Source organism: Streptomyces sp. B6B3 (assembly GCF_039871525.1).
GTDB lineage: Bacteria > Actinomycetota > Actinomycetes > Streptomycetales > Streptomycetaceae > Streptomyces.
Genome location: NZ_JBDPLU010000005.1, coordinates 254,484 through 278,025 on the forward strand (window position 1 = coordinate 254,484; position 23,542 = coordinate 278,025).

General features: G+C 74.4%; 20 protein-coding genes, 1 tRNA gene and 1 pseudogene. 11 read left to right on the top strand and 11 right to left on the bottom strand.

Annotated elements, in window-relative coordinates:
- The first annotated feature begins 33 nt into the window (after positions 1-33).
- On the top strand, positions 34-477 hold the full coding sequence (locus ABGB06_RS13615) for a helix-turn-helix transcriptional regulator (protein WP_347588779.1): 444 nt from the start codon (positions 34-36) through the stop codon (positions 475-477).
- Here the strand turns inward: ABGB06_RS13615 and ABGB06_RS13620 are convergent.
- The 8 genes from ABGB06_RS13620 to ABGB06_RS13655 all read right to left on the bottom strand — a co-directional run bounded on the left by ABGB06_RS13620 (position 460) and on the right by ABGB06_RS13655 (position 10,799).
- Positions 460-1,149: a lipopolysaccharide biosynthesis protein gene (locus tag ABGB06_RS13620; RefSeq protein WP_347588781.1), complete on the bottom strand. Its 690-nt coding sequence runs from the start codon at positions 1,147-1,149 to the stop codon at positions 460-462. The two genes, ABGB06_RS13615 and ABGB06_RS13620, sit on opposite strands and share 18 nt — an antisense overlap.
- A complete protein-coding gene (locus ABGB06_RS13625) occupies positions 1,146-2,252 on the bottom strand; it encodes a glycosyltransferase (protein WP_347588783.1) in 1,107 nt (368 codons plus the stop codon). Before ABGB06_RS13625 ends, ABGB06_RS13620 begins: the two co-directional genes overlap by 4 nt.
- 10 nt (positions 2,253-2,262) lie before the next feature.
- The gene (locus ABGB06_RS13630) at positions 2,263-2,973 is read right to left on the bottom strand and encodes a polysaccharide deacetylase family protein (protein WP_347589180.1); all 711 of its coding nucleotides are present in this window, start codon (positions 2,971-2,973) and stop codon (positions 2,263-2,265) included.
- A 217-nt stretch (positions 2,974-3,190) separates the two neighbouring features.
- Entirely contained in the window at positions 3,191-5,020 is a 1,830-nt protein-coding gene (locus ABGB06_RS13635) for a lipid II flippase MurJ (RefSeq protein ID WP_347588785.1), read from the bottom strand.
- Entirely contained in the window at positions 5,017-6,609 is a 1,593-nt protein-coding gene (locus tag ABGB06_RS13640) for an O-antigen ligase family protein (RefSeq protein WP_347588787.1), read from the bottom strand. Before ABGB06_RS13640 ends, ABGB06_RS13635 begins: the two co-directional genes overlap by 4 nt.
- A 2-nt stretch (positions 6,610-6,611) precedes the next feature.
- A complete protein-coding gene (locus tag ABGB06_RS13645) occupies positions 6,612-8,162 on the bottom strand; it encodes a sugar transferase (RefSeq protein WP_347588789.1) in 1,551 nt (516 codons plus the stop codon).
- A complete protein-coding gene (locus tag ABGB06_RS13650) occupies positions 8,159-9,532 on the bottom strand; it encodes a glycosyltransferase (RefSeq protein WP_347588791.1) in 1,374 nt (457 codons plus the stop codon). The genes ABGB06_RS13645 and ABGB06_RS13650 overlap by 4 nt, the downstream gene beginning before the upstream one ends.
- 136 nt (positions 9,533-9,668) lie before the next feature.
- Positions 9,669-10,799: a DUF3344 domain-containing protein gene (locus ABGB06_RS13655; protein ID WP_347588793.1), complete on the bottom strand. Its 1,131-nt coding sequence runs from the start codon at positions 10,797-10,799 to the stop codon at positions 9,669-9,671.
- 373 nt (positions 10,800-11,172) lie between these two features.
- Here ABGB06_RS13655 and ABGB06_RS13660 point away from each other — a divergent pair.
- Positions 11,173-11,478, top strand: a pseudogene (locus ABGB06_RS13660) (MarR family transcriptional regulator); the annotation flags it as partial.
- 114 nt (positions 11,479-11,592) lie between these two features.
- Here ABGB06_RS13660 and ABGB06_RS13665 read toward each other — a convergent pair.
- Positions 11,593-11,676: transfer RNA gene (locus ABGB06_RS13665), tRNA-Leu, on the bottom strand.
- A gap of 341 nt (positions 11,677-12,017) precedes the next feature.
- On the opposite strand from ABGB06_RS13665, the gene ABGB06_RS13670 reads away from it, so the two are divergent.
- From ABGB06_RS13670 to pknB, 6 genes are all read left to right on the top strand, one after another.
- Complete coding sequence (locus ABGB06_RS13670; RefSeq protein WP_347588795.1) at positions 12,018-12,890, top strand: DUF3662 and FHA domain-containing protein; 873 nt, start codon at positions 12,018-12,020, stop codon at positions 12,888-12,890.
- 10 nt (positions 12,891-12,900) lie between these two features.
- Positions 12,901-13,413: an FHA domain-containing protein gene (locus ABGB06_RS13675; RefSeq protein WP_347588797.1), complete on the top strand. Its 513-nt coding sequence runs from the start codon at positions 12,901-12,903 to the stop codon at positions 13,411-13,413.
- A gap of 67 nt (positions 13,414-13,480) precedes the next feature.
- Positions 13,481-15,025 carry a protein phosphatase 2C domain-containing protein gene (locus ABGB06_RS13680; RefSeq protein WP_347588799.1) on the top strand — a complete coding sequence of 515 codons (1,545 nt, stop codon included), beginning with the start codon at positions 13,481-13,483 and terminating at the stop codon, positions 15,023-15,025.
- Positions 15,026-15,043: 18 nt separating this feature from the next.
- On the top strand, positions 15,044-16,447 hold the full coding sequence (locus ABGB06_RS13685; protein ID WP_347588801.1) for an FtsW/RodA/SpoVE family cell cycle protein: 1,404 nt from the start codon (positions 15,044-15,046) through the stop codon (positions 16,445-16,447).
- Positions 16,444-17,928 (top strand): penicillin-binding transpeptidase domain-containing protein, encoded by a 1,485-nt coding sequence (locus ABGB06_RS13690; RefSeq protein ID WP_347588803.1) that lies wholly within the window; start codon positions 16,444-16,446, stop codon positions 17,926-17,928. Before ABGB06_RS13685 ends, ABGB06_RS13690 begins: the two co-directional genes overlap by 4 nt.
- Before the next feature lie 268 nt (positions 17,929-18,196).
- Positions 18,197-20,200, top strand: coding sequence for a Stk1 family PASTA domain-containing Ser/Thr kinase (gene pknB / locus ABGB06_RS13695; protein WP_347588805.1), 2,004 nt, complete (start codon positions 18,197-18,199; stop codon positions 20,198-20,200).
- A 79-nt stretch (positions 20,201-20,279) separates the two neighbouring features.
- Here pknB and ABGB06_RS13700 read toward each other — a convergent pair whose 3' ends face one another.
- Positions 20,280-20,786, bottom strand: a complete 507-nt coding sequence (locus ABGB06_RS13700; protein ID WP_347588806.1) for a DUF5324 family protein — start codon at positions 20,784-20,786, stop codon at positions 20,280-20,282.
- Between the two features lie 174 nt (positions 20,787-20,960).
- On the opposite strand from ABGB06_RS13700, the gene ABGB06_RS13705 reads away from it, so the two are divergent.
- Complete coding sequence (locus ABGB06_RS13705) at positions 20,961-21,509, top strand: peptidylprolyl isomerase (RefSeq protein WP_347588808.1); 549 nt, start codon at positions 20,961-20,963, stop codon at positions 21,507-21,509.
- 123 nt (positions 21,510-21,632) lie between these two features.
- Positions 21,633-22,517: a rhomboid family intramembrane serine protease gene (locus tag ABGB06_RS13710; protein WP_347588810.1), complete on the top strand. Its 885-nt coding sequence runs from the start codon at positions 21,633-21,635 to the stop codon at positions 22,515-22,517.
- A 340-nt stretch (positions 22,518-22,857) separates the two neighbouring features.
- Here ABGB06_RS13710 and crgA read toward each other — a convergent pair whose 3' ends face one another.
- Positions 22,858-23,121 (bottom strand): cell division protein CrgA, encoded by a 264-nt coding sequence (gene crgA / locus ABGB06_RS13715; RefSeq protein WP_347588812.1) that lies wholly within the window; start codon positions 23,119-23,121, stop codon positions 22,858-22,860.
- A 242-nt stretch (positions 23,122-23,363) separates the two neighbouring features.
- On the opposite strand from crgA, the gene ABGB06_RS13720 reads away from it, so the two are divergent.
- The gene (locus tag ABGB06_RS13720) at positions 23,364-23,522 is read left to right on the top strand and encodes a hypothetical protein (protein ID WP_347588814.1); all 159 of its coding nucleotides are present in this window, start codon (positions 23,364-23,366) and stop codon (positions 23,520-23,522) included.
- The last annotated feature ends 20 nt before the right edge of the window (positions 23,523-23,542 follow it).

A 23,542-nucleotide genomic window follows, 5' to 3' on the forward strand; every position in this document is an offset into this window, starting at 1 on the left:
GGCGGACGGTGGCCGCCGGGCGGGAGGCAGGACGTGGACGAGGCGGAGCTGGGGCGGGAGTTGCGGGCCCGGCGCCGGGAAGCCGGGCGCACCATCGCCTCGGTGGCGGCGGACGCGGGGCTGTCCGTGCCCTACATCGCGAACCTGGAGAACGGGCGCGGCAACCCGACCCTGGCGGCCCTGCGCCGGCTGGCCGCCGCCCTCGGCGGACGCCTGGAGGTGACCCTCGCGGAGCCGGACGCCGGGAGCGACGCGGCGCCCGACCTGGCGACCCGGGTGGCGGCCCTGCTCGCGGCGTCGGCCCGGCTTCCGGACGTCGTCGAACGGCTCGGCGGCACGGTCGCCGTACGACGGCGGGTGGCCGAGGCGCTCCTCGCCGTCGCCGCCGCCACCGGCGCGGAGCCCGACGAGCGCGACCTGGACCGGCTGCTGGACCTGCTGCTGCTGGCGCGGACGGCGTCAGGCGGGCCCGCCTGAGAGGGCCGGCGCACCGGCCTCGCCGGCGCGGACCGCGGGCTGGTCCGGCAGCGGGGTGGCCGGCTGGCGCGGGTCTGACTCCGGCCGCGGCCGGGTGAGGAGCAGCAGGCAGCCGGTCAGCGTGCCGGCGCACGCGCCGGTGGCCAGGGAGACGGCGGGGGAGGGCGAGACGGGCGTGGCGTGCCGGCTGACCGGGGCGAGCAGCGAGAGCCGCGCGTCGGTGTCGGCGGCGGCGTCGTTGCCGTGGGCGATGAGCGCGGCCGCCACGGCGCCGGCGGCGCGGGCCGCCTCCGTGGCGCTCGGCGCCGTGCCGGTGATCTCGATCATCGGCACCTCGGGCGAGGTGGCCGCCCGCACCCGGCCGCGGAGTTCGGCGACGCTCACCCCCGCGTCCGCCTGCGCCGCGGCCAGCACCGCCCCGTCGGTGGCCAGCCGGCCGTACGCCTGGGCGTAGTTCGTGGCGACCTCGCCCGGGCCGCTGACCAGCACGTGCCCCACGGCCGCGTACTCGCGGTCGGCGAGCAGGGCGTGCGCGCCGCCGCAGAGCAGGCCCAGGAGCAGGCAGACGAGCGGCGGCCCCCAGACGGGGAGGCGGGCCAGCCCCAGGCTCGGTGGGCGCGGCGTTCCCGGCGTGCGCGGCGTTCTCGGCGTGCGCGGCGTTCTCGGCGTCATCTCGGGCATACCTCCTGGTAGACGTCCAGCAGCCGGTCGGCGGCGCGGGCGATGTCGTAGCGGTGCACGGCCGCCGGCACCGGCAGCCGGCGCGCACCCCGCGCGAGCTCCCCGCGCAGCGCGTGCGTCAGCTCCCCCACGCTGGGCGCCAGCCGCCGCGCGCCCGGCGCCTCGTGGCGCGGCAGCTCGTCCACGGCGGGGCAGGTGACGTGCAGCACCGGCAGCCCGGCGGCCAACGCCTCCAGCACGGCCAGCCCGAACGTCTCCTCGGTGGAGCAGGAGACGAACACGTCGAGCGCGGACAGCAGCCCCGGCGCCTCGCACTCGCCGGGGAACACCACCCGGTCGGCCAGCCCGAGCCGGCGGGCCAGCCGGCGCAGCGCGGGCAGTTCGGGGCCGGCGCCGGCCACCACCAGCCGCACCCGCGGCAGCGGCACCGCGGCGCGCAGCAGCACGTCGAAGCCCTTGCCCGGCACCAGCCGTCCCACGCCGCCGACCACCAGCGCGTCGGGCGGCAGCCCGGCCAGCCCCAGCCGGGCCCGCACCTCACCGCGACGCTCCTGGTCGAAGTGGAAACGGGCCGGCTCGATGCCGTTGGGCACCAGCCGGATCCGGTCCGCCGGCACGCCCCAGGCCCGCAGCCGGGTGGCGACGGCGCCGGAGACCGCGACGGTGGCCGCGCCCAGCCGCTCGGTGGCCAGGTACAGCGCCTGGTTGCCGCGGCCGATCGGGCGGCCCTCGATGAGCCGCTCGCCCAGCGAGTGCTCGGTGGCCACCACCGCCCGCACGCCGGCGAGGCGGGCCGCGATCCGGCCGTACACGCAGGCCCGGTAGAGGTGGGTGTGCACGACGTCGTAGCGGCCCCGGCGGATCAGCCTGGCCAGCCGGGGCAACGCCCGCAGGTCGCGGTTGCCCGTCATGCCCAGGTGGTCGACCCGCACGCCGTCGGCCGCCAGCTCGCGGGCCACCGGCCCCGGGTTGGTCAGCGCCACCACCTCGCAGGTGGCGGCCGGATGCCGCTCGCGCAGCTGCCGCAGCAGGGCCCGCAGCTGCCGCTCGGCGCCCCCGACGCCGAGCCCGGTGATGACGTGCAGCACCCTCATCGCGGTCCTCTCATCGCGGCGTCACCTTCCGGCGGCGCAGCGGGTGCAGCAGCCGCTTCGCGCGCAGCCGCGGGCCGGTGTCCGCCTCGCCGACGTGCACCCGCGGCAGCGCGTGCACGTCGGCGAGCGGGCCGGGATCGACGGCGCACGCGTAGTCGTAGCCGGCGTCCCGCACGGCCGCGACCGAGGCCGGGTCCACGGCGCCGTACGGATAGCAGAAGCCGGTGACCTCGCGGCCGGTCAGCTCCCGCAGCAACGCGCGGCTGTCCGCGACCTCCCGGCGCAGCGCCGCGTGGTCGCCGCGCGCCACCAGCTCCGGCAACGAGACGTGGGTGAGGCCGTGCGAGCCGATCTCCATCCCGGCGGCGGCCACCGCGCGGATGCCGTCGGCGGTCAGCAGCGGCTTCCGCGGGCCCTCGGCGTCCCAGGCGTTGTCGCCGCCGAGCCGGCCCGGCAACACGAACACGGTCGCGGTGCAGCCGTGCTCGCGCAGCAGCGGCAGGGCGTGGTCGAGGAAGTCCCGGTAGCCGTCGTCGAAGGTCAGCCCCACCAGACCGGCGGCCCGGCCGGCCCGAGCGGCGCGCAGCAACTCACCGGCGGAGACGCCGCGCAGGCCACGCCGCCGCAGCCAGCGCAACTGGCGACGCAGCCGGTCGACCGAGACGGTCACCCGGTACGGGTCGGGCTGCGCCCGAGCGTCGGGCCACACGGAGTGGTACATCAGAACCCACAACCGCACCCCCGCATGCGCCCTGCCGGCGGCCACCCGAACCTGGTCCTGCACGCTCACGACGCGGTCTCCTCTCCCGCACGCACACCCACACCGGGCGCGGCCTCGGGCGGAGGCGCCCCCTCTCGCCCGGCGCCCCGGCGCCCGACCCCCGAAGGCCCACCGGCGTCCGGGCGTCCCGTCGGCCCGAGGCTCTCGGTCTGAGTGCTCACGACGCCGTCTCCTCTCCCGCACGCACCTCGTGCGTGGCCTCGACCGCCGAGCCCTTGGCGACGCCCCGGCCTTCGGCCGCGGGCGGGAGCGCCTCCGGCTGCCCGGTGGCCGGGCGCCTGGACGCCTGCACATCGCCGCCGTGCCGGGCCCCGTCTCCGCCCCCGTGCGGGAGCCCCTCCCCGTGCCCGGGGTCCCGGCGCCCGATCGCCGGAGACCCGCCGGCGGGCGCGGGCGCCGCGGGCTTCGCCCCGGTCACGGGTGCCATCGCGGGGGGATCCCCGGCAAGGGGCCGGGGCTGGCGTAGGGATGGCCAGGCGGTGGCGGCGAAGACCGCGGGGACGACCAGGGCGCCGAGGCCGCAGGCCGCGAACGCGGAGGGGTCCGCCGCCGACACCACGCCCCAGCCGGCGGCGCAGGCCGCCACCGCGGCGAGCGTCAGCCAGAGCAGCCGCCCCAGCACCCGGCGCGAGTCGACCGGCACCATCCGGGTCCGCAGCCCGCGCAGCAGCACCAGCGCGGTCAGCGTGATGCCGACCGCGTTGGCCGCCGCGATGCCCGGCGCCCCCCAGCCGCACCCGCGCACCGCGACCAGCCCGGCGGCGATCGTGACCAGCAGCCCGCCGGCCATCGCGGCCAGCGGGAACCAGACCGGGCGGGCGGCGGAGAAGAACGGCCGGACCAGCGTGCCCACCAGCGTGTGGCCGAGCAGCCCGAGCGCGTAGACCCGCATCACCCGAGCCGTCGCCACCGTCGCCCCGGGCCCGAACTCGCCGCCCTGGAACAGCACCTCGACGAGCTGCGGGGCCAGCGCGACGACGTATGCGGCGCCCGTCAGCACCACCGCCGCGGCCAGCGTCAGGTCACGCTCCACCCGGCGTCTGGCGCCGTCCGTGTCGCCGACCGCGAGCGCGCGGGCGACCAGCGGCAGGGTGACGGTGCAGATCATCATCGACAGCACCATCGGCATCTGGGCGACCTTCTGCGCGAAGTTCAGGTGCGAGATGGCGCCCGAGGGCAGCCCGGCGGCGAGGAACCGCTCGACCAGCACCTGGCCCTGTCGGGTCAGCGCGAACAGCGCGACGGGCGCGACGACGGCGAGCCCGGCGAGCGCCACCGGCGGCCGGCACGGGCGGGGCGGCCAGGCCGCCTCGGGCAACAGCCGCAGCACGTAGGGCAGCTGCACCAGCACCATCAGCAGGCCGCCCACCGCCACCCCGGCCGCCGCCGCGCGCACCCCCCAGACGCCGCCGAGGGCCAGCACGACGGCGATGATGCCGACGTTGTAGGCGATGTAGATGGCGGCGGGCGGCAGGAAGGCGCGGTGCGCGCGGAGCAGGGCGCTGCTGTAGCCGGCGATGCCGAAGGTGTGCACGGTGAACGCGGTCAGCCGGGTGCAGTCGACGGCCAGGTCGGGCTCCGCCAGGCCGGGCGCGAGCAGCCACACCAGCGGTTCGGCGAGGGCGACCAGCAGCGCGGCCGCCACCGTGAGCGCCAGCACCAGGCGCGGGAACGTCGCCGCCACCAGCTCGCGCACCCGGTCCGGGCCGCCGACCAGGGCCAGGCTGAACGCGGGGACCAGCACCAGCGCCATGGCCTCCTCGATGAGCAGCGTCGACGCCACCTCGGGCACGGTCCAGGCCACCAGGAACGCGTCGGTCTCGCCGCCGGCGCCGAACGACCGGGCGATGGTCCGGTCCCTGAGCAGCCCGAACAGCGCCCCGGCCACGGTCAGCGCGCCCGCCGCCGTGGCCGCCCGCACGACGAACCACTCCACGCCGCGGGCCGCGGCCCTGGCCGATCGCGAGGTGTCCCGGGCGACGTTCACCGGGGTGCCTCGCGGGCGGGTACGGGGGGCAGCGCGAGCCGGGCGACGGGCCCGATCAGCGTCCTGGGCCGGCGCGGCGCGGTCCGGCCCGCCGCCGGAGGAGGAGGGGGAGGAGAGGGAGGCCGCCGGGCGGCGGGCGACAGCGCCCACCACGCGGCCAGGCCGAGGGCGACGGCGGTCAGCACGGTGGTGGGCCCGCCGATGTCGGCGTAGAGGAAGTTGACGGCGTGCCAGACCAGCAGGCCGGTGGCGGCCAGGCCGACGCCGCGCTCCTCGGGCGCGGCGCGGCGCAGCCGGGCCAGGCAGGCCGCCAGCAGGGCCGCCCAGCAGCCGAACAGCGTGCCGGCGCCGACCAGTCCCTGCTCGCTGAGCACCAGCAGGTAGAGGTTGTGCGGTGAGAGCAGCTCCTGGCGCTGGAACGCGGTGCCGGCCGCGCCGGTGTCGCTGCCCGAGGAGAGCGCGAGCGAGGCGTGGGTGTCCCGGTGCTCGGCGAACGCCTTGGGCCCGACGCCGGTCAGCGGCTCGGTCCGCCACATCGCGACGGCCGCCTCCCACATGGCGTACCGGTCGATGACCGACTGGTCGGGCGTGCCGCTGACGTCGCCGATGCTGCCGAGCCGCTCCGCGACGAGCCCGGCCCCGGAGGCCGCCTGCAGCGTCACCGCCGCACCGGCGCCGAGCAGCAGCGCGCCCGCGCCGAGCGCCAGCAGCAGCCGGCGCCGCAGCCTCCCCCGGGCCTTGGAGGCCCGGGCGGTGCCCCCATACGCGGCGGCCACCAGCACGACCAGCACCGCGGCGGCCGTGGCCAGCCAGGCGCCCCGGCTGAACGAGACGGCGAGGGGCGCGCACGACAGCACCGCCGCCACCAGGGCCAGCGCGCGCCGCCAGGTCCGGCCGGCCGCGGGCCGGCGGGACGGCGCCGCGTGCCGCCCGCGGGTCCTGCCCGGCGCGGGGGCGAGGCCCAGGCAGAGCGCGATGACCAGCCCGTACGACACCGCGGTGGCCATGCCCATCACGTGCTGCGGCCCGAACGTGCCCACCGCCCGGACGAACTGGCCCATGTACGTGGCGCCGGTGCCGGTGGCGTACTGGTGGGCGCCGAGCGCGCCCTGCGCGACCGCCACCGCGACCGCGCACCAGCCCAGCAGCCGCGCCTCCCGGTGCGAGCGGAGCAGCAGCACCAGCGCGAGCGGGAGCAGCACGAACACCTGGGCGCAGCGCACGAAACCGGGGAGGCTGGCCGCGGGGTCGCCGGAGGCCGCCGTGGCGACGGCGAAGCCGACCAGGGGCGCGCCGAGCAGCACGACCGCCCGGGGAGGCAGCGCGGCCCGGGTGCGCCACCGGCACGCCACCGCCACCGCGGCCGCCAGCACCAGCGCCAGGGAGGCCAGTTCGGCGGTCCGTCCGGGCAGGCAGACCGACAGCACCGTGACCACGGCGGTCAGCAGCGGCAGCGCGCCCGCGGCCCTCCTGAGCCACCCGACCCACCGGGTCCGCCGGTTCCGCCCGTTCCGGGGCCGACGGTGTCGGGGCCCGGCCGGCCGGGCCGGCTCCGCGGGCGTGTTGGGCGCCGTCGTCAGTGTGGTCACGGTCAGCTCCCGCCGCACCGGAAGCAGGCGGCCGTGGTGCGCAGCATGATGCGCACGTCCTGCCACAGCGACCAGGTGTCGATGTAGAGGTTGTCGAAGCGGGTGCGGTCCTCGATCGAGGTGTCGCCGCGCAGCCCGCTTACCTGGGCGAGCCCGGTGAGGCCCACCGGGACCCGGTGGCGCTCGGCGTAGCCCGGGTACGCCTTGGAGAAGCGCTCCACGAAGTGCGGGCGCTCCGGCCGGGGGCCGACCAGGCTCATGTCGCCGCGCAGCACGTTCCACAGCTGCGGCAGTTCGTCGAGGAAGCTGCGCCGCAGCAGCCGCCCGACGGTGGAGATCCGCGGCTCGCCCGCCACGCTCCACCGGGTGGCGGCCTCCCTCTCGTCGGCCGGGACCATGGTGCGCAGCTTCAACAGGGTGAACCGGCGGCCGTCCTGGCCCACCCGCTCCTGGCGGAAGATCACTCCGGGGCCGTCGGACAGCCGCACGGCCAGGGCGCAGCCGGCCAGCAGCGGGGCCGCGAGCGCCAGCGCGACGGCGGCCACGACGACGTCCAGGGCCCGTTTCGCGAGCCGGGCGCACCAGCCGGCCAGGCCGGCGCCGGGCGGTTCGAGACGGCGGTAGGCGAAGCCCCACAGGTAGCCGCGGGCGGGCGCGGCCGCCACCCGGGCCTGCTGGGCCCGCTCCGGGAAACCGGGGCCGGGGGCACCTCCCAGCCCCACGGCCGGGGGAGCGTCGGCGTCGACCAGCCACACCCGGCAGCCGCACTCCCAGAAGAGCCGCACCAGCGACTCCTCGGGCAGGACGGCGAACACCGCGTCGCGCACCGCGCTCCGCTCCGCGGCGTTGGTGATGTCGCGGCGCGAGGTGAGCACCGGGAGCGGCGCGATCTCCGGCAGCCGGGCGGGCACCGGGCCGACCAGGCCGACCGGGCGCATGCCGTACTCCAGGTGCTGGGCCAGCGCGGCGGCGACGCGCTGGCCGGCCGGCCCGGTGCCGACCACGAGGGTGGCGCGCGGGTGGCGGCGGGCGGCCCGGCGCCTGGCGTGGTGGACGGCGGCGCGGGCGGCGCAGGCCGTGCCGGCCTGGCCGGCGCAGGCCGCCAGCAGCCACGGCCAGGACAGCGCACCGCCCGTCCGGGGCGCCGCCCAGGCCGCCAGGAGGACGACCAGGCCGCCGGCGACGGCGCTGTGGCCGAGCAGCCGCGGCAGTTCGTCGAGCGCGGCGGCCACCGGCCCCGGCCGGTAGAGGCCGGCGACGGCGTTGAGCACGAGCAGCGTGGCCAGGGCGGCGAACGCCGGCCACCCGGCCGCGCCGGCCAGGTTCGCCGGGCGCTGGGCGAGGGCGGCCAGCAGGACGGCGCCGAACGCCGCGGCGTCCGCGGTGACCAGCAGCGCCGCGACGGGGCGCCCCCGGGGGGCGCGCCGCACCCGGGGCGGCACGGGGGCGGGCAGTGGCGTCCGGGGCGGGATGACGGTCCGGCCGGCGGGCGCGGCCGGGTCCCGTTCGGGCCGCCCGTCCCGTTCCGCCGTGCTCGCCTGCTCCGTGCTCATCGCCCGGTGGTCTCCCTCACGTCAGGCCCGGCGTCCCCGCCGGGCCCGCTGCCCTCGGGCCCCGGCGACTCCGGCGCGGCCCCGTCGGGCGGGGCCGGCTCGGGGATCGCCCGGCCGGGAGCGGCCCGGTCGAGGAGGACCCGGTGCGCGCCGGCGGTCTGCGGGCCGGCGGGGCCCGGAACCGCGACGTTCGGGTCCCCGGGTGCCGCCTCCTCGGCGGGCGGGCGGTCCAGGCCCTGCGGGAGGCCGAGCAGTTCGGCGTAGAGGCGGGAGCAGGCGGCCGCCGTCCGCCGCAGGTCGTGCGCCGCCCGCACCCGGGCGAGCGCCTCGCGGGCCAGCGTCCGGCGGCGCGGCGGGTCGTCGAGCAGCGCCACGATCCCCCGCGCCAGCGGCCCCGGTTCGCCGGGCGGCACCAGGCATTCCGCCCAGTGCTCCGGTGGCAGGCTCTCGCGCGCGCCGCCGACGTCGGTGAGCAGCACCGGGCGGCCCACCGCCATCGCCTCCAGCGGGGTCAGCGCCATGCCCTCCCAGCGGGACGGCAGCACCACGAGGTCGGCCGCCGCGTACCAGGGCAGGGTGTCGTCGGTGTGCCCGACGAACAGCACGCCGGGCACCGCCTGTCGGGCGGCGGTGGAGCGCAGCCGGTCGTGCTCGGGGCCGTCCCCGACCAGCGCCAGCTGGGCGCCCGGCACCCGGGCCGCCACCTCGGGCCAGGCCCGGAGCAGCACGTCCTGGCCCTTCTGCCGGCACATCCGGGCCACGCAGACGACGAGCGGGGCCCGCTGCGGCAGGGCGTGCACGGCGGCGAGCGCGGCACGCGCCTGGCGGCGGGCGATCCCGTCGGCGACGGGGTGGCGGTCCAGGTCGATGCCGTTGGGGATCACCGACCAACGGGCCCGGATGCCGGCGGCCTCCCCGGTCGCCCGCTCCCGTTCGCTCACGCACAGCACCCGGTCGGTCCAGGCCGCGGCCCTGCGCTCCCAGCCGAGGGCCAGCCGGGCGCCCACGCCCTCCACCGCCTCGAACGACCAGGCATGCGGCTGGAAGACGGTGGGCAGCCGCCCGCGCAGCGCCAGCCGGCCGGCCAGACCGGCCTTGGAGCTGTGCATGTGCACAAGGTCGGGACGGGCGCGTCTGATGGCCCGGGCGGCGAGCGCGGTCTCCCACGGGAGGTTGGGTCCCGGGTTCCGCTCGGCGAGCCAGCACCCCACCTCGGCGCCGGCGGCGGCCGCGGCTCTTTCCAACTGGCCGCCGGGCGGGCACAGCACGATGGCGCGCAGACCCTGCACGGTCTGCTCGCGGACCAGGTCGGCGACGACCCGGGCCACGCCACCGGTGCCCGGCTGGGCGAGATGCAGCACGGTGAACACGCGCGCTCCCTTGCGAAGATCTCGGCTCTTCCCTGTCAGCCGCGGCGCGCGGGCCGCGGCTCAACGACCCGCGCGCCGGGCCTGGTCCCGGGGGGAACACTCCGCTCCCGCCCGGGGACCGGGCCCGGCGCCGCGGTCAGCGCGGTCCCGGCCGTACCGCCGGCCGCGGGTTCGCGGGGCTGGTGGCCTGGGCCGCCGCGTCCGCCTGGAGGAAGACCGCGCCGATCTGGTAACTGTCGCCGCCGCTGGCGAAGTGCATCCCGAGCCGGTCGGCGCCGCCGGCCAGCGCGGGCGAGACGTCGAAGACGTCGGCGTCGAAGCCGAGGGTGTTGGCGTGTGCGGGCTCCCGCGCGGCGGTCGGGGTGCCGAGGTGGCCGATCGTCGAGTTCATCACGTCCGTCGCCGGGTTGGCGGAGTCCGTGAGCTGCCGCGCCGCGCCGCCCGCGCCGGACACGCTGACCGAGTCCCCGGTCTGGCCCCGGTCGCCGCCGAACGCCACCACGCCGAGGCTGCCCCCGGCGTCGGCGGCGGTGCGCAGTTCCGGCACCGCCAGGTCGAGCCCCTCGCCCGGCTCGTCCAGCGCCTGGAACCCGTCGAGCAGCGCCACCTCGCGCAGCGGTTCGTCCTCGTCCTCGTAGGCCACCACCAGCGCCCAGCCACCCCAGCCGCCGGTGTCGGAGTGGCCGCGGGCGACGTTGATCTGGCCCACCGTGTAGGAGCCGGCGCCGGCCTGGCGGACCAGCGCGGTGACGTCGGCGGACGCGGAGAAGCTCTCGTACGCGCCGGCGTCGTGGTGGCCGATGACGGAGTCGGCGAGCAGTTCCTTGTAGGCGCCGTTCGGCTCGGCGATCAGCACCCGCCCGTTGTCCTCCGGCGGCTTCTGCTCGCCGACGCGGATGTTGGCGCCCCAGTAGAGCCGGGCGTGGGCCACCTCGGCGCCCGGGGGCAGGGTGAGCTCGGCGCGGCTGGAGTTGTAGGTGTTGGGGTCGGAGTCCACGTCGATGTACGTCATGTCGTACTCGCCGCCGCGCCCGTCCGAACCGCGCTGCGTCTCGGCGCACGGCGTCGCGTCGGCGGTGACGGCCTCGCCGCAGGTGATGACGGAGTTCGCGGTGCTGGTGATCCCGCCGTGCAGGACCTCCCGGTACCGCTCCGCGAAGGCCACCTCCGTCTCCTCGCCGGCCGCTGCCGCGCCGTTCGGCAACAGCCCGCAGGCGGCGAGGACGGCGATCGCGCACAGCGCGAACCGACTCCAGGACTTACGCATGGCTCACCCTTTCTGACCCCAGTGCCGGGCACCCGGCAGGCGGTGAAAACCATGACAGAAGAAAAATGGGAAATCACGTAAAACGCGCGGTCGCGACCTCATGCGCTTTTCCATGATTAGCGTACAAATCACCCTCCGCACCGACCCGGTCAACGCCCCGCCGCGGACCCAAGGCATCACCACCAGGGCCTCGGCCGGACCGCCGAGCGCGGTCACCCGGCGGACCACGCCGCCGGCAGGATCACCGCCCGGCCGGCGTCGACCCTCCCCCAGACTTCGCCCGGGAGGTGCCCCCGTGGTGCACGCCTCGGCGCTGCCCCGACTCGGCCCGGCCAGGCCGTACGTCATCCCCGCCGCCGTCCCGGTCGTCCGCTCCTCGGTCTCGCTCAGCAAACGGCTCGGCGTCACCGAACAGGCGGCCGGACAGATCGTCGACGACCTGGTCGCGCGCGGCTACCTGGAGCGCCGGCCGCACCCCGCGGGCGGGCGGCGCAAGCTCGTCGTGCTCACCGGGCGCGCGGAGCGCCATCTCGCCGTCGCCGGCCGGGAGCTGCACGACCTGGAGACCCAGCTCGCCGCGCGCCTCGCGGAGGCCGGGCTGCTGATGCCGCGGGCCGAGCTCGCCGCCGTCATCCGCGCGCTCGCCGGCGACGCGGTCCCCCCGCTGCGCCCCTTCTGGCGACCGGCGCGCCGACGGGCCGCGGGGATCCCCGACAACGCCGGAGAACCCCGAAGGCTCTCGAAGGCTCTCGAAAAAAAGAGAGACCCCTGTCACCAGGGATCTCTCTCAGTGTGCGCGAGGGGGGAGTTGAACCCCCACGCCCTTTCGGGCACTGGAACCTGAATCCAGCGCGTCTGCCTATTCCGCCACCCGCGCGTGGGCGTCGGCCGTGAGCAACCCCACACCCGGTGGAGCGCCGCCGACATCAAAAGGCTAACACGCCCGGGACAGTGCCCTCACCTGCGTTCCGCACCGTCGCTCGGGGCGCCGAAGGGCCCTCCCACCTCAGCCGTCTCCCCCTCGTCTCCGCATCCTCACCCCCTCCCGACCCCATTCCCTCCCCACATGCGGGACACTGTTGCGAGGCTCCGCCCTACGATCCGGGGAAGGCTCCGGAGGGGAACCGGCTGATCGTCTCGCGCGTGGATACGATCAGTAAGCACTACCAGCAAGCCGCGCGCCGGGACGTCGGAGAACGTCGGAAGAGGAGGTGCACCATGGGAGTACTGAAGCGCTTCGAACAGCGACTGGAGGGCCTCGTCAACGGCACCTTCGCGAAGGTCTTCAAGTCCGAGGTGCAGCCGGTCGAGATCGCCGGCGCACTGCAGCGCGAATGCGACAACAACGCGACCATCTGGAACCGCGAACGCACCGTGGTCCCCAACGACTTCATCGTCGAGCTGAGCTCCGGCGACTACCAGCGCCTCGCCCCCTACGCCGCCCAGCTGGGCGACGAACTCGCCGGCATGGTCCGGGAGTACGCCAAGCAGCAGCGGTACACGTTCATGGGCGAGATCAAGGTGCACCTCGAGCAGGCCGCGTCCCTGGACACCGGCCTGTACCGGGTGCGCAGCCGCACCCTGGCCGCCAGCTCCCCCGGCTCCGGACCCGCCGCCCCGACCTACGGCGGCCCGCCGCAGCAGCCCGCCGCGCCGCCCTCCCCGGCGCCCGGGGCCGGCGGCTACGGCTACCCGGCCGGGCCGCCCCCCGGCCAGCCTCCCGCGGGCCCGGGCAGCCCGGGAGGTGCCCCCAGCGCCTCCCCCGGGTACCCACCCGCCTCCCCCGCGTACGGGCAGCGCCCGCAGACCCGCGTCCGCCGCTGGATCGAGATCAACGGCACCCGCCACCAGATCTCCCGCCCGACCCTGGTGATCGGCCGCAGCACCGAGGCCGACGTGCGGATCGACGACCCCGGCGTCTCCCGCCGGCACTGCGAGATCCAGGCCACGCAGCCCGCCACGGTCCGCGACCTCGGCTCCACCAACGGCATCGTGGTGGACGGGCAGCACACCAAACGCGCTACGCTCCGCGACGGCTCCCGCATCGTCGTGGGCAGCACCACCGTCATCTACCGGCAAGCCGAAGGGTAAGCGGGGGGCAATGTCAGAGCTGACCCTGACGGTCATGAGACTGGGCTTCTTGGCCGTCCTGTGGCTGTTCGTCATCGTGGCCGTGCAGGTCATCCGCAGCGACCTCTTCGGCACCCGCGTCACCCAGCGGGCCGCCGTCCGCCGCCCCGAACAGCAGCCCCCACCACGCCGCCAGCAGGCGCCCCCGCCGCAGCAGCCCCGGGCGCGCGGCGGCCGGCAGCGCCGCGGCGCCCCCACCAAACTCGTCGTCAGCGAGGGTTCCCTCGCCGGAACCACTGTCGCGCTCGCCGGGCAGACCATTACGCTCGGCCGGGCACACGACTCGACCATCGTCCTCGACGACGACTACGCCTCCGGCCGGCACGCCAGGATCTACCCCGACCGGGACGGTCAGTGGATCGTCGAGGATCTGGGCTCCACCAACGGCACCTATCTGGACCGGACGCGACTGACCACCCCCACTCCCATCCCACCCGGCGCGCCGATCCGCATCGGCAAGACCGTCATCGAGCTGCGGAAGTAGGTCCGACCCCTATGACGACCGGACTGACCGGAGCGAAAGGACCGACCGGAAGGGGGGACGGTCGCGCATGAGCCTGTCGCTGCGTTTCGCCGCCGGCTCCCATGTCGGCATGATCCGCGACCACAACGAGGACTCCGGCTACGCCGGCCCCCGGCTGCTGGCCATCGCGGACGGCATGGGTGGCCAGGCGGCCGGTGAGGTCGCCAGCTCCGAGGTCATCTCCGCCCTCGTCCAGCTCGACGACGACATCCCGGGCTCCGACATCCTCACCTCCCTCGACGACTCCGTGCAGCGCGCCAACGCGCAGCTCCGCGCGATGGTCGCCGAGGACTCCCGGCTGGAGGGCATGGGCACCACGCTCACCGCCCTGCTGTGGACCGGTCAACGCCTGGGCCTGGTGCACGTCGGCGACTCACGCGCCTACCTGCTGCGGGACGGCGAGCTGACCCAGATCACCCAGGACCACACCTGGGTGCAGCGGCTGGTGGACGAGGGGCGGATCACCGAGGAGGAGGCCACCACCCACCCGCAGCGCTCACTGCTGATGCGGGCACTGGGCAGTGCCGACCACATCGAGGCCGACCTGTCGATCCGCGAGGTCCGCCCGCACGACCGGTACCTGCTGTGCTCCGACGGCCTGTCCGGGGTGGTCAGCCACGACACGATGCGCGAGGCGCTGGCCACGTTCGCCCCGCCCCAGGACACCATCAGGGAGCTCATCGAGCTGGCCCTGCGCGGCGGCGGCCCGGACAACGTCACCTGCATCGTGGCCGACGTCCTCGACATGGACACCCAGGAGGGCGACACCCTCGCCCGCCAGCTCTCCGACGCGCCCCAGGTGGTCGGCGCCGTCGCCGAGTCGCAGGCCCAGCGGTCCGGCGACGACCCGGGCGCCCAGACCCCCGCCTCCCGCGCCGCCGGCCTCGGCCGGCCGGCCCCGCCGCCCCCGCTGCCCGACGGCGGCAACGGACACCTCGGCTCGTTCGGCGCGTTCAGCGAGGACGACTACCTCCCCGCGCGCCCCGAACGCCGGCGCACCTGGAAGCGGGTCGCGCTCATCGCGCTGGCGCTGGTCGTGCTGGCCGGCGGCACCTACGCCGCCTACGGCTGGACCCAGGACCAGTACTACATCGGCGCCAACGGCGACCATGTGGCGCTCTACCGCGGCGTCAGCCAGGACCTCGGCCCGATAAGCCTCAGCAGCATCGAGAAGGACCACCCCGAGATCGAGCTGGAGTACCTGCCCGCCTTCAAGCGCAACCAGGTCGAGGAGACGATCACCGTCTCCCTGAACGAGGTCGACGAGCGGATCGGCGAGCTCGCCGACCAGGCCGAGACCTGCAGGCTCCTGGACGAGCAGCGCGAGGCCGAGGAGGCCCAGGAGGGGCAGAACCCGCCGACCGAGCCGGGCGAGACCGAGAACCCCGGCGAAACCGAGAACCCGGACTCCCAGCAGGACGGCGAGACGGACCCGGAGGCGCCCGGCGGTTCGTCGAACGAGGACGGCACGGAGCAGGACGGCGGCAACCAGGACGGCGGCTCGACCTCCGCCCCGGAGACCCCACCGCTCAACGACAACCAACGGGAACTCGCCCGCCAGTGCGGAACGTAGTGTCGAGTGAGTGACGACATGAGCGCCAACACCAGTAACACCACAGTCTCCACCGGCGGCCTCCCCAGCCGCCGCAACACCGAGCTGGCCCTGCTCGTCTTCGCCGTGCTCATCCCGGTGCTGGCGTACGCCAACGTCGGGCTGGCGATGGACGAGGAGCTGCCCGCCGGCATGCTCGGCTACGGGCTCGGGCTCGGGCTGATGGCCGGCGTCGCGCACCTCGTGGTGCGTCGCTTCGCCCGCTACGCCGACCCGTTGATGCTGCCCATCGCCACCCTGCTCAACGGCATGGGCCTGGTCCTCATCTGGCGCCTCGACCAGGAGCCCACCATCACGACCGACGCGCTCGGCGGCCCGATGGCCGCCGACCAGCTGATCTGGTCGACCCTGGGCGTCGCGCTGTTCCTCGGCGTGCTGGTCTTCCTCAAGGACCACCGGATCCTGCAGCGGTACACCTACATCTCGATGGTGCTGGCGCTGGTCCTGCTGGTCGCCCCGATCACCCCGCTCGGCACGGAGGTCAACGGCGCCCGCATCTGGATCGACATCCCGGGCGTCGGCTCGCTGCAGCCGGGCGAGTTCGCCAAGATCGTCATCGCCGTCTTCTTCGCCGGCTACCTGATGGTCAAGCGCGACGCGCTGGCCCTGGCCAGCCGGCGCTTCATGGGCCTGTACTGGCCGCGCGGACGTGACCTCGGGCCGATCGTCGTCATCTGGCTCATCAGCCTGATGATCCTCGTCTTCGAGACCGACCTCGGCACCTCGCTGCTGTTCTTCGGCATCTTCGTGGTGATGCTCTACGTCGCCACCGAGCGCACCAGCTGGATCATCTTCGGCCTGCTGCTCTCCGCCTCCGGCGCCGTCTTCGTGGCCAGCACCAACGCCCACGTCGAGGAGCGGGTGGACAACTGGCTCAACCCGCTGGCCACGGTGAACGGCGGCGTCACCGAGACCGCCCAGTCCATGTACGCCTTCGGCTCCGGCGGGCTGATGGGCTCGGGGCTCGGCCAGGGGTACTCCCGGCTCATCGGCGGCATCGCGACCAAGAGCGACTACATCCTCGCCACCGTCGGCGAGGAGCTCGGCCTGGTCGGCCTGATGGCGATCATCCTGCTCTACGGCCTGCTCATCGAGCGCGGCCTGCGCACCGCGCTGGCCACCCGGGACCCGTTCGGCAAGCTGCTGGCCATCGGCCTCACCGGGGTGTTCGCCATCCAGGTCTTCGTGGTCGCCGGCGGCGTCACCGGCCTCATCCCGCTCACCGGCATGACCATGCCGTTCCTGGCCCAGGGCGGTTCGTCCGTCATCGCCAACTGGGCCCTCATCGCGCTCCTGCTGCGCATCAGCGACACCGCCCGACGACCCGCACCCGCGCCGGCCCCCTCGATGGCGGCCGATGAGACCCAGGTGGTCCGGACATGAACAAGCCCATGCGTCGCGTCTCGATCTTCTGCGGCCTGCTGATACTCGCCCTGCTGGTGCGCGTCAACTGGGTCCAGTTCGTCCAGGCCGACGAACTGCAGAACGACGAGCACAACCGCAGGGTCGCGATCGAGCGGTACGCCAACCCGCGGGGCAACATCATCGTCGACGGCGAGCCGATCACCGGTTCGGCGCAGACCGACGACCCCGACTTCGCGTACGAGCGGACCTGGACCGACGGCGAGATGTGGGCGCCGGTCACCGGGTACTCCTCGCAGGCGTACGGCGCCAGCCAGCTGGAGGCGATCAACGACTCCATCCTCACCGGCGACGACGACCGGCTGTTCTTCGACAACACCATCGACATGCTCACCGGCGAGGACCAGCGCGGCGGCAACGTCGTCACCACGCTGAACGGCGCGGCCCAGGAGGCCGCCTACCAGGGCCTGATGGACCTGCCGGGCGACGCCAAGGGCGCGGTCGCCGCCATCGACCCGCGCACCGGCGCCATCCTCGCCATGGCCTCGGCCCCGTCGTACGACCCGTCCTCCTTCGCCGGATACGGCGCGGAGGACGAGGAGGCGTGGATCTCGCTGAACGAGGCCGAGGACCAGCCCATGCTCAACCGGGCGCTGCGCGAGACGTACCCGCCGGGCTCCACCTTCAAGGTGGTCACCGCGGCGGCCGCGCTGGAGAACGGCCTGGTGGACGACGTGGACGAGGGCACCGACACGCCCGACCCGTACCACCTGCCGGAGACCCAGGACCTCCCGCAGAACTACATCCCCAACCCGATCGACGGCGTCGGCTGCGAGGACGCCTCGATCCGCGTCGCGCTCCAGTGGTCCTGCAACACCGTCTTCGCCAACCTCAGCGACCAGGTCGGCAACGAGGACATGATGGCCATGGCCGAGGAGTTCGGGTACAACGAGGAGCAGTTCGTCCCGGTGCGCAGCTCCGAGAGCGTCTACCCGGAGGACAACCGCCCGCAGAACGCCATGGCCGGCATCGGCCAGGCGTCCAACCGGGCCACCCCGCTGCAGATGGCGATGGTCGCCTCGGCCGTGGCCAACGACGGCGTGCTGATGGAGCCGTACATGGTGGACCAGCTCGTGGCGCCGAACCTGGACGTCATCGAGCAGCACGACCCGCAGGAGCTCAGCGAGCCGCTGAGCGCGGAGAACGCCCAGATGCTCCAGGACGCGATGGAGACCGTCGTGGAGGAGGGCACCGGCGAGTCGGCGGCGATCGGCGGCGTCACCGTCGGTGGCAAGACGGGCACCGCCCAGCACGGGCTGAACAACGAGGAACTGCCCTACGCCTGGTTCATCTCCTACGCGATGACGGACGACGGCTCCCCCGTGGCGGTCGCCGTGGTCGTGGAGAACGGCTCGGAGGACCGGGACGAGATCGGCGGCGGCGCGCTGGCCGGACCCATCGCCCAGGACGTCATGGAGGCCGTGCTGGACAGCGAGAGCTGACCGGTCCCGGGCGCCGCGCGCCCGGCCCGCCCGCCCTCGCGTTCACCCGCCGGTTCACCCGGGCCGACGCAACCGAGCCCTGCGAACACACGTCATACACAGGACCGGCGCCAAGCGGCCCGGGCGGGGATCGACGCGATACCGGTTGGATATCGGCCGACCACCCACGACGGGGTGGTCCCCGCCCGGCGGGTACCGTAAGCCAGGGCGCGGACCCCGTGGGTTGCCCAGGGGGTGCGGCCCGGACCAAACGGAGAGGGCTGGAAACATGGAAGAGCCGCGTCGCCTCGGCGGGCGGTACGAACTCGGCCAGGTGCTCGGTCGCGGGGGCATGGCCGAGGTCTACCTCGCGCACGACACGCGCCTCGGCCGCACCGTCGCAGTCAAGACGCTGCGCGTCGACCTGGCCCGCGACCCCACGTTCCAGGCCCGGTTCCGCCGCGAGGCGCAGTCCGCCGCCTCCCTGAACCACCCCGCGATCGTCGCCGTCTACGACACCGGCGAGGACTACGTCGACGGCATCTCCATCCCGTACATCGTGATGGAGTACGTGGACGGCTCCACGCTCCGCGAGCTGCTGCACTCCGGGCGCAAGCTGCTGCCCGAGCGGGCCCTGGAGATGTGCATCGGCATCCTCCAGGCCCTGGAGTACTCGCACCGCAACGGCATCGTGCACCGCGACATCAAGCCGGCCAACGTCATGCTCACCCGCACCGGACAGGTGAAGGTGATGGACTTCGGCATCGCCCGGGCCATGGGCGACTCCGGCATGACCATGACGCAGACGGCCGCGGTCATCGGCACCGCCCAGTACCTCTCACCCGAGCAGGCCAAGGGCGAGACCGTGGACGCCCGGTCCGACCTCTACTCGACCGGCTGTCTGCTCTACGAGCTGCTGACCGTCCGGCCCCCGTTCATCGGCGACTCCCCCGTGGCGGTCGCCTACCAGCACGTCCGCGAGGAGCCGCAGGCGCCGAGCGTCTACGATCCGGAGATCCCCTCGGACGTCGACGCGATCGTGCTGAAGGCCCTGGTCAAGGACCCGGACTACCGGTACCAGAGCGCCGACGAGATGCGCGCCGACATCGAGGCCTACCTCGACGGGCGCCCCGTCGCGGCCGCCGGCATGGGCGCCGTGCCCTACGGCTACGACGACCAGCCGACCACCGCGCTGCGGGCGACCGACCCGCAGACCGCGATGATGCCGCCGGCCACCGACCCGAACGGGTACGACGACGGCTACGACCGGTACAACGGCCGGGCCGACCGGCGCCAGCGCCGGCGCAACACCTCGACGATCCTGCTGGTGCTCGCCGCGATCCTGGTGCTGGTGGGCGCGATCTTCGTCGGCCGCGCGCTGTTCGGCGGCGATCCGCCGGAGGACGGCGTCACGGTGCCGAACATGGTCGGCATGACGCTGGAGGAGGCGGAGGAGGCAGCCACCAACGGCCACTTCCAGGTGCGCGAGGGCGACAGCAAGCCCTGCGAGCAGGAGGAGGGCCTGGTCTGCGAGACCAACCCGGAGGCCAACTCGGAGATAGCGGAGGACTCGGTCGTCGAGCTGATCATGTCCGAGGGACCGGCGCCCGTCGAGGTGCCGGACGTGGTCGGCAAGCCCTTCGACGAGGCCGAGAGTGAGCTGGAGGACCTCGGCCTCGAGGTGGAGCGGAACGAGGAGGAGACCGACTCCGAGGACCCCGAGACCGTCCTGGAGCAGGACCCGGGGGAGGGCGAGGAGCTGGAAGCCGGCGAGACCGTCACCCTCACCGTGGCCGTCGAGGTCGAGGGCGTCGACGTGACCGACGTCGTCGGCTGGCAGTACGAGGACGCCAAGGCCGAGCTGGAGGGCGCCGGGTTCGTGGTCACCCAGGTGACGCAGACCGACGACTCCCGGGCGGAGAACGAGGTCATCGCGCAGAACCCGACCGCGGGCTCCCAGGCGCAGCCGGGCAGCGTGGTCGAGCTGACCGTCGCGGTGCCGTCCCAGACGACCGAGCCGGAGCCGGAGCAGGTGCAGGTGCCGGACCTCGCCAACCAGCCGTACTACGAGGTGGCCGAGCCGACGCTGCGCGACCTGGGTCTCAACCCCGTGCTGCAGTGCAGCCAGACCGACGTGGTCGTGGTGCAGTCCACGGACCCGCCGGCCGGCACGCTCGTCGACGAGGGCAGCACGGTGAACGTCTTCTGCGTCGAGAACGGTGGCGGCGCCACCGGCGACCCCGGCGGCGGTGGCTCCATCTTCGGCCAGGGCGGCCGGCCCACCGACGAGTGATCCACCGCTCCCGCCAGGAGCGCTGACAGCCCTGAGGGCCGCTGCCGTCCGGCAGCGGCCCTCGGTGCGTCCGGCCCGGCTAGCCGGCCTCGCGGGTCGCGTCCGCGTCCATCTCGGCCGCCATCTCCTCCACATCCTCGGGCGGCATCTCGGTCGCCGGGGCCGGCTCCATCAGCCAGTCCGGGCTCGACTGCCGCTCCCACCACTTCCACGCGGCGAAGGCGCCGGCCGCCGCCACGGCGACCAGGCCCGCGCGGCGCATCGACCGGGCGCAGCGCGCCCTGCGCTCCCGGCGCCGGACCACGCTGGCGATCTCGCGGGGCGTGACGCCCGCCCGCAGGGCCGCCATCGCGGCCTCGGAGCGCGCCCTGGCCTTGCGGCTCGCGGGACCGGCGGCAGACTTCGCCTGCTCCAGCCGGGGAAGCAGCCGCTCGTCGTAGCCGACCCGGGCCGCCCTCGCCGCGCGGCGGGCCCGGGGCGCCGCGTAGGCCGTCGCCTGCCGGGCGCCGTTCTTGGCGGCCACGGCATAGGGCGCCGCCTTCTCGACGGCCTGCCGCACGCCCCCTCGCTTCGCTTCGCGGTTCACCACTCCCGCCTCCTTGGCTGAGGTTTTGTACTGCCTTTTCGTCTTGTCCACTCGTGCGCAAATCATGCCGGTTCCGGAGCATCTACACACGTGATACGGGCATCCGACACCGCGGCGTGTCGTGTACCCATGGCAGGATCGTGAACCGTCACTGACGTAGACGGAAGGTAAATCGTGGCCGAGCAGCTCTACGCCACCCTGAAGACCAACCGCGGCGACATCGAGGTCCGCCTCTTCCCGAACCACGCGCCGAAGACCGTGAAGAACTTCGTGGAGCTCGCCGAGGGCTCCCGCGAGTGGGTCAACCCCGAGACCGGAGTGAAGTCCGCCGAGCGGCTCTACGACGGCACCGTCTTCCACCGGGTGATCAGCGGGTTCATGATCCAGGGCGGGGACCCGCTGGGCAACGGCACCGGCGGCCCCGGCTACCAGTTCGAGGACGAGATCCACCCCGACCTCGGCTTCACCAAGCCGTACCTGCTGGCGATGGCGAACGCGGGCCCCGGCCCGAGCGGCACCGGCACCAACGGCTCGCAGTTCTTCATCACCGTCGCGCCGACCAGCTGGCTGACCGGCAAGCACACCATCTTCGGCGAGGTCACCAGCGTCGACGGCCAGAAGGTGGTGGACGCCATTGCCAACGCGCCGACGGACAGCCGCACGGACCGCCCCGTCCAGGAGGTCGTCATCGAGTCGGTCACCATCGAGACCCGTCAGGGCTGACTCCGGGCCGGGTCGCCGACCCGAGCCCGACCCCGCGGGAACCATTCCGGCCCCCTGTCCGTAGCATCAGGGGGCCGGAGTGCGCCCCGAGCGCGCTCGGCACGCGGTACGCGGAGGGACACGATGGCTCAAGCGCACGAGCAGCCGCCGCAGCCGGGGGTCGCGAACTGTTACCGACACCCGGACCGGCAGACCGGCATCACGTGTGCCCGCTGCGCGCGTCCCATCTGCCCCGACTGCATGATCTCCGCGTCGGTCGGCTACCAGTGCCCCGAATGCGTGCACGGCGCCACCGCCACCCGCGCCGGGCGGGCCAGCCAGCCGCGTACCCTCGCCGGCGGCACGATCGCCGGCGACCCCCGGCTGGTCACCAAGATCCTGATCGCGATCAACGCCGTGGTCTTCGTCGGCGGACTGGTCGGCGGCGACCGCTTCCTGGCCGAGCTCGACATGCTGGGCTACGCCTGGGACCCGGAGACCGGCGACTGGGTCGGCGTGGCGTCCGGCGAGTGGTACCGCATGCTGACCGCCGCGTTCCTGCACCAGGAGCTCTGGCACATCGGCTTCAACATGCTGGCCCTGTGGTTCCTCGGACCGCCTCTGGAGGCCACCCTCGGCCGCGCCAGGTATCTCGCGGTGTACCTGATCTCGGCGCTCGCCGGCAGCACCCTGGCCTATCTGCTGGCCGCACAGAACCAGGGCTCGCTCGGCGCCTCGGGCGCCATCTTCGGCCTCTTCGGCGCCACGGCCGTGTTGGTGCGCCGGCTCCGCCAGGACATGCGCCCGATCGCGGTGCTGCTGGCCATCAACCTCGTGCTGACCTTCACCTGGGGCAACATCTCGTGGCAGGGGCACATCGGCGGGCTGGTGGCCGGGACGCTGCTGGCCATCGCCATGGTGCACGCGCCGCGGGAGCGCCGGACGCTGGTCCAGGTCGGCGCCTGCGTCGCGCTGCTGCTGGTCATCGTCGTCGCCTGCGTCATCAGGACCGTCCAGCTGCTGGGCTGAGCCCGCACCGTCCACGCCCAGCCACGGCCCGGCGCACGGCCGTTCGCGGCCACCCGGCACCACTCAGGTCCACCCACGGTCCACCCACGACGGTCCACCCACGACCACCCTCGGCCATCCTCGTGACGCTGACCGCCAGTTATCCACAGCCGGTGCTGGATCTTGTGCAGGGGGTGGACGGACGCCTCGACCGGCCGTTCGAAGTGACGTTTCCGCAGGTCAGGACGAAGCGATCGGTCGTCGCACGGGGGGCCGAGCCGGCCGCGACCGGCGAGTTATCCACACAGTTCTTACGATCTCCTGCCAACCTGTGGATAACTCTGACGCAGCGTGACGCCCGTCACTTCCACTGGGTGGACACGACGAAACCCAGCGCGATGAAGCCGAAGCCCACCACGATGTTCCAGTTCCCGAGGGCGTCCACCGGCAGATCGCCCTGGGTGACGTAGAACACCACGATCCAGGCGAGTCCGATCGCGAACATCGCCAGCATCAACGGGGCCACCCAGCGGCGGCCCGTCCGCATATCGATCTTGGTGGCCTGCCGCTTCTCCGGCGGGGTGAACGTGTCTGCCTTCTTCTTCCGGACCCTGGACTTCGGCACGAGGGGCTCTCCTGTCGATCGCGCTGCCCGACCACACTGTCTGATCAGTGTCTGACCGCTGGCTGATCACCTTCGCAGCGCGTAGCTGGGGGATCGTCCGTTAGCGTAGTGCTTCCCCGGCCGATAAAGGAGCCCCGGGGTGGCCCGGCGGCCAATGCCCTGAAGGACTCGGGTGATTCGGCCGCTCGTCGTACGCTTGGGGCACACGCGGACGCGCGGGACGGAAGGAGGGGCGTGAAGCCATGTACGCCTGGATCTGGCGGCACCTGCCGGGCAACGTCCTGGTCCGAGCGCTGATCTCTGTGGTTCTGGTGCTCGGGGTGATCTACCTGCTCTTCCAGTACGTGTTCCCGTGGGCCGAGCCGATCCTGCCGTTCGGCGACGCGGCCGTCGAAGACTGATCCCACCAGGAGCCGCCGTC

Coding starts and splice junctions, on each gene's coding strand:
- ABGB06_RS13720 (WP_347588814.1), top strand. CDS start 23,364: ATGTACGCCTGGATCTGGCGGCACCTGCCGGGCAACGTCCTGGTCCGA.
- ABGB06_RS13620 (WP_347588781.1), bottom strand. CDS start 1,149: ATGACGCCGAGAACGCCGCGCACGCCGAGAACGCCGCGCACGCCGGGA.
- ABGB06_RS13645 (WP_347588789.1), bottom strand. CDS start 8,162: ATGAGCACGGAGCAGGCGAGCACGGCGGAACGGGACGGGCGGCCCGAA.
- ABGB06_RS13690 (WP_347588803.1), top strand. CDS start 16,444: ATGAACAAGCCCATGCGTCGCGTCTCGATCTTCTGCGGCCTGCTGATA.
- pknB (WP_347588805.1), top strand. CDS start 18,197: ATGGAAGAGCCGCGTCGCCTCGGCGGGCGGTACGAACTCGGCCAGGTG.
- ABGB06_RS13675 (WP_347588797.1), top strand. CDS start 12,901: ATGTCAGAGCTGACCCTGACGGTCATGAGACTGGGCTTCTTGGCCGTC.
- ABGB06_RS13685 (WP_347588801.1), top strand. CDS start 15,044: ATGAGCGCCAACACCAGTAACACCACAGTCTCCACCGGCGGCCTCCCC.
- ABGB06_RS13625 (WP_347588783.1), bottom strand. CDS start 2,252: ATGAGGGTGCTGCACGTCATCACCGGGCTCGGCGTCGGGGGCGCCGAG.
- ABGB06_RS13680 (WP_347588799.1), top strand. CDS start 13,481: ATGAGCCTGTCGCTGCGTTTCGCCGCCGGCTCCCATGTCGGCATGATC.
- ABGB06_RS13655 (WP_347588793.1), bottom strand. CDS start 10,799: ATGCGTAAGTCCTGGAGTCGGTTCGCGCTGTGCGCGATCGCCGTCCTC.
- ABGB06_RS13630 (WP_347589180.1), bottom strand. CDS start 2,973: ATGTACCACTCCGTGTGGCCCGACGCTCGGGCGCAGCCCGACCCGTAC.
- ABGB06_RS13710 (WP_347588810.1), top strand. CDS start 21,633: ATGGCTCAAGCGCACGAGCAGCCGCCGCAGCCGGGGGTCGCGAACTGT.
- ABGB06_RS13670 (WP_347588795.1), top strand. CDS start 12,018: ATGGGAGTACTGAAGCGCTTCGAACAGCGACTGGAGGGCCTCGTCAAC.